Source organism: uncultured Mycobacterium sp. (assembly GCF_964249325.1).
In the GTDB taxonomy this organism is placed as follows: domain Bacteria; phylum Actinomycetota; class Actinomycetes; order Mycobacteriales; family Mycobacteriaceae; genus Mycobacterium.
In genome coordinates, this window is sequence record NZ_CAXUCH010000227.1 from 3952 (window position 1) to 6773 (window position 2822).

At 63.4% G+C, this 2822-nt stretch carries 2 protein-coding genes; one reads left to right on the forward strand and one right to left on the reverse strand.

Going from position 1 to position 2822, the window contains the following annotated elements; translation table 11 throughout:
* The first annotated feature begins 41 nt into the window (after nucleotides 1-41).
* Nucleotides 42-1163 (forward strand): NAD-dependent epimerase/dehydratase family protein, encoded by a 1122-nt coding sequence (locus ACFE99_RS20795; RefSeq protein ID WP_375488301.1) that lies wholly within the window; start codon nucleotides 42-44, stop codon nucleotides 1161-1163.
* Between the two features lie 52 nt (nucleotides 1164-1215).
* On the opposite strand, the gene ACFE99_RS20800 is transcribed toward ACFE99_RS20795, so the two are convergent.
* Nucleotides 1216-2484 carry a glycosyltransferase gene (locus ACFE99_RS20800; protein WP_375488299.1) on the reverse strand — a complete coding sequence of 423 codons (1269 nt, stop codon included), beginning with the start codon at nucleotides 2482-2484 and terminating at the stop codon, nucleotides 1216-1218.
* Between the last annotated feature and the right edge of the window lie 338 nt (nucleotides 2485-2822).

Genomic DNA, 2822 nt, shown 5'->3' on the forward strand with positions numbered 1-2822 from the left:
CTCCACCGAGGAACCGGAGGCTTCGGCTGTTGGCAGCATCCGTGCTCATCACTGGTGGGGCGGGATTTATTGGATCCGCGCTCTCGCGCCGTCTCGTCGAAGCCGGTTACGACGTCGCGGTGATGGACGTCCTGCACCCGCAAGTGCACGCCGGAGGTGCGGCGATCCGCCTGCCGGCATCAGTGCGGTTGTTCACCGCCGATGTCACGCATGGCCCTGACTGGGATGCGGTGCTTCGGTTGTTCCAACCATCGCAGGTTGTGCATTTGGCCGCCGAGACTGGAACGGCGCAGTCGCTCACCGAGGCCACGCGTCACGCCTCGGTGAACGTGGTGGGCACTGCCCAACTTCTCGATGCCCTGAGTCGTTCAGCACTCGTACCCGACCAGTTCGTCCTGGCGTCGTCACGGGCCGTCTATGGTGAGGGCGCGTGGCGATGCGGCAACGACATCTTCTATCCGGGGCCACGCAGCCACGCTCAGCTGGTAGCTGGTATCTGGGATCCTCAGGGGCCCAGCGGGGAACCCGCCGTTCCGGTTGCCAGTTGCGCAAGCCGAACCGAGCCCCGGCCCACCAACATTTACGCCGCCACTAAGCTTGCCCAGGAGCACATGTTGGCGGCCTGGACCGCTGCGCATGACACCAATTTCAGTGTGCTGCGTCTGCAGAATGTCTACGGGCCGGGTCAGTCGCTGACCAATCCGTACACCGGAATCGTCAGTCTGTTTGCGCGGTTGGCGTGCGAGCAACGCCCGGCGGAGGTCTACGAAGACGGTCGGATCGTGCGCGATTTCGTCTTTATCGATGACGTCGTCGACGCGCTGGCCACCACGGTGCAAAAGCCTGCCGCCGGGCCACGTTGCCTGGATATCGGGTCGGGCGCGGCGACGACCATCCATGAGCTGGCTCGAACGATCGCCGCTATCTGCGACGCCCCTGAACCGATCGTCGTGGGTAAATTCCGCGACGGTGACGTACGCGCCGCGAGTTGCACCGTCGAGCTGGCCCAGAAGGAACTCGACTGGCGTCCGAAATGGTCACTCGACGACGGTCTACACGCACTGCTCGAATGGATGGACAATCAGCCCGAATTGCCTTCCGCCGCGAGCAGTCACACCCCTGTACCAAACGGTGCGGTAGTAGAGCATGACGAGTGCCCTTAACGGCCCATAGATTTGGCCGGCGCCGATCAGCCCGACGCCCCGCCGTGCCGAATCACTCGACTTTCCCCGAGAGAGCGAATATTTCGACAAGATCGGCCGTGGCCGTAAGGCTTTCGGCGGGCTTGGTCATCTTGCTCGCCAGCTCGCGGGCCCGCGCGACACATTCCGGGGCGAGGATGGTACGCAGGTCGGCGACCAGCGATTCCCGGGTCGTGGCCGCAAAGCGCCGGGCGGTGCCCACCTTCAGCCGCTTGACCCGATCTCCCCAGTACAGCTGGGCGATGTCCATCCAAAGGATCAGCGTGGGGCGTCCGGCGCGCAGGCCCGCGGCCAGGGTGCCCGCACCACCGTGGTGCACGACCGCGCGGCAGGCCGGAAAGACCTGCGCGAAATTCACCGCGCGCACCACCTTGACGTGCGGGAAATGGGGGACGGCGCTGAAGTCACTTTGGCCGGCGCACACCAACGCGCGCTCCCCTAAATCCGCACAGGCCGCGCTGATCATGGCTAGCGTGTCGGCAGCAGATTCGACCAGCATGCTGCCAAAGCCGAAGTAAATCGGCGGTGTTCCCGCGGCAATCCAGGAGGCGACCTCGTCATCGGCATCTGTTGGCAACTCCATCGTGAGCGCGCCAACAAAGGGCCGTTGGCCGTCGAATTTCGCCCATTCGGCTGCCAGGCCGGGGAAGAGAACCTCGTCGTAGGCCTGAATTTCCAGCGATCCGCGTTCGGTAATCCGTCGCGACGAGCGGCATGTTGCCTTCGGCAGACCGAGTTGACGGCGCTGCTCGTCCTCCATCTTCTTTGCCATGCGCCAAGCCCGCCACTCTTCCGCAGTCGTTGCCAAGCGGCCCAGCGGCGACGGCAGGAATGGCAGGACCTGGCCGATGGCCCGCAGCGGGAACCAATGCAATGTGGCCAACGGGATGTCGTAATGCTCGGCAACGTTGGCAGCCGGATCCTCGAAAACCTGGCCGGTAAATAGCAGATCGGCCCCGTCCGCCAGCGACGTGAGAGTGGTGCTTATGTCCTTCCAGCACTGAGTAATCAGGTCCCAAAATGCGCGATACGACGTGATCAGATGGTGGACCCTCCAGGGGCTGCGGAATAAACACGCCGCGAAGGTGCCGTGCGCTTCCAGAATGGACCGGTTATCAAGCCCATAGGCGACCGCCACAAGCCCGGCCGACTCGGCGAAGCCAACCAGTTCAGGTGGGACGGCCACCCGAACTTCATGCCCGCGGCGAACGAGTTCACGACCGACAGCGACGGCAGGCTCGATATCGCCACGACTTCCCCAGCTTGCCAGCACAAATTTCATCGCGGAGATCCTCGCCCCTCCCCTACCGTGCATGTTCCGCAACTGAAATGAGTAGCCTCGCGCGCCAAGGCTAAGCCGCATAACAGCATAACCCGATAGCGCGCACTGTGGTACAGAGATCCAAGACGATTTAGGCGCGTGATGCTGTTTTCTTCACGGCGATTTAGCTGACGCATGGCAAATCGCGGTATATCGCAGGCGTCGCGCGGTGGTTCAGCAGCTGGCCGCGTAGCTGAATGCTCAGCTCATCGGGCTGATGGGCCCACCACACCTGGGCCGCGTTGCTGTTGACCGGCACTCAGGGTGAGCATGATGGCGGCGTTGATGGTGAGGATGTG

Coding starts and splice junctions, on each gene's coding strand:
- ACFE99_RS20800 (WP_375488299.1), bottom strand. CDS start 2,484: ATGAAATTTGTGCTGGCAAGCTGGGGAAGTCGTGGCGATATCGAGCCT.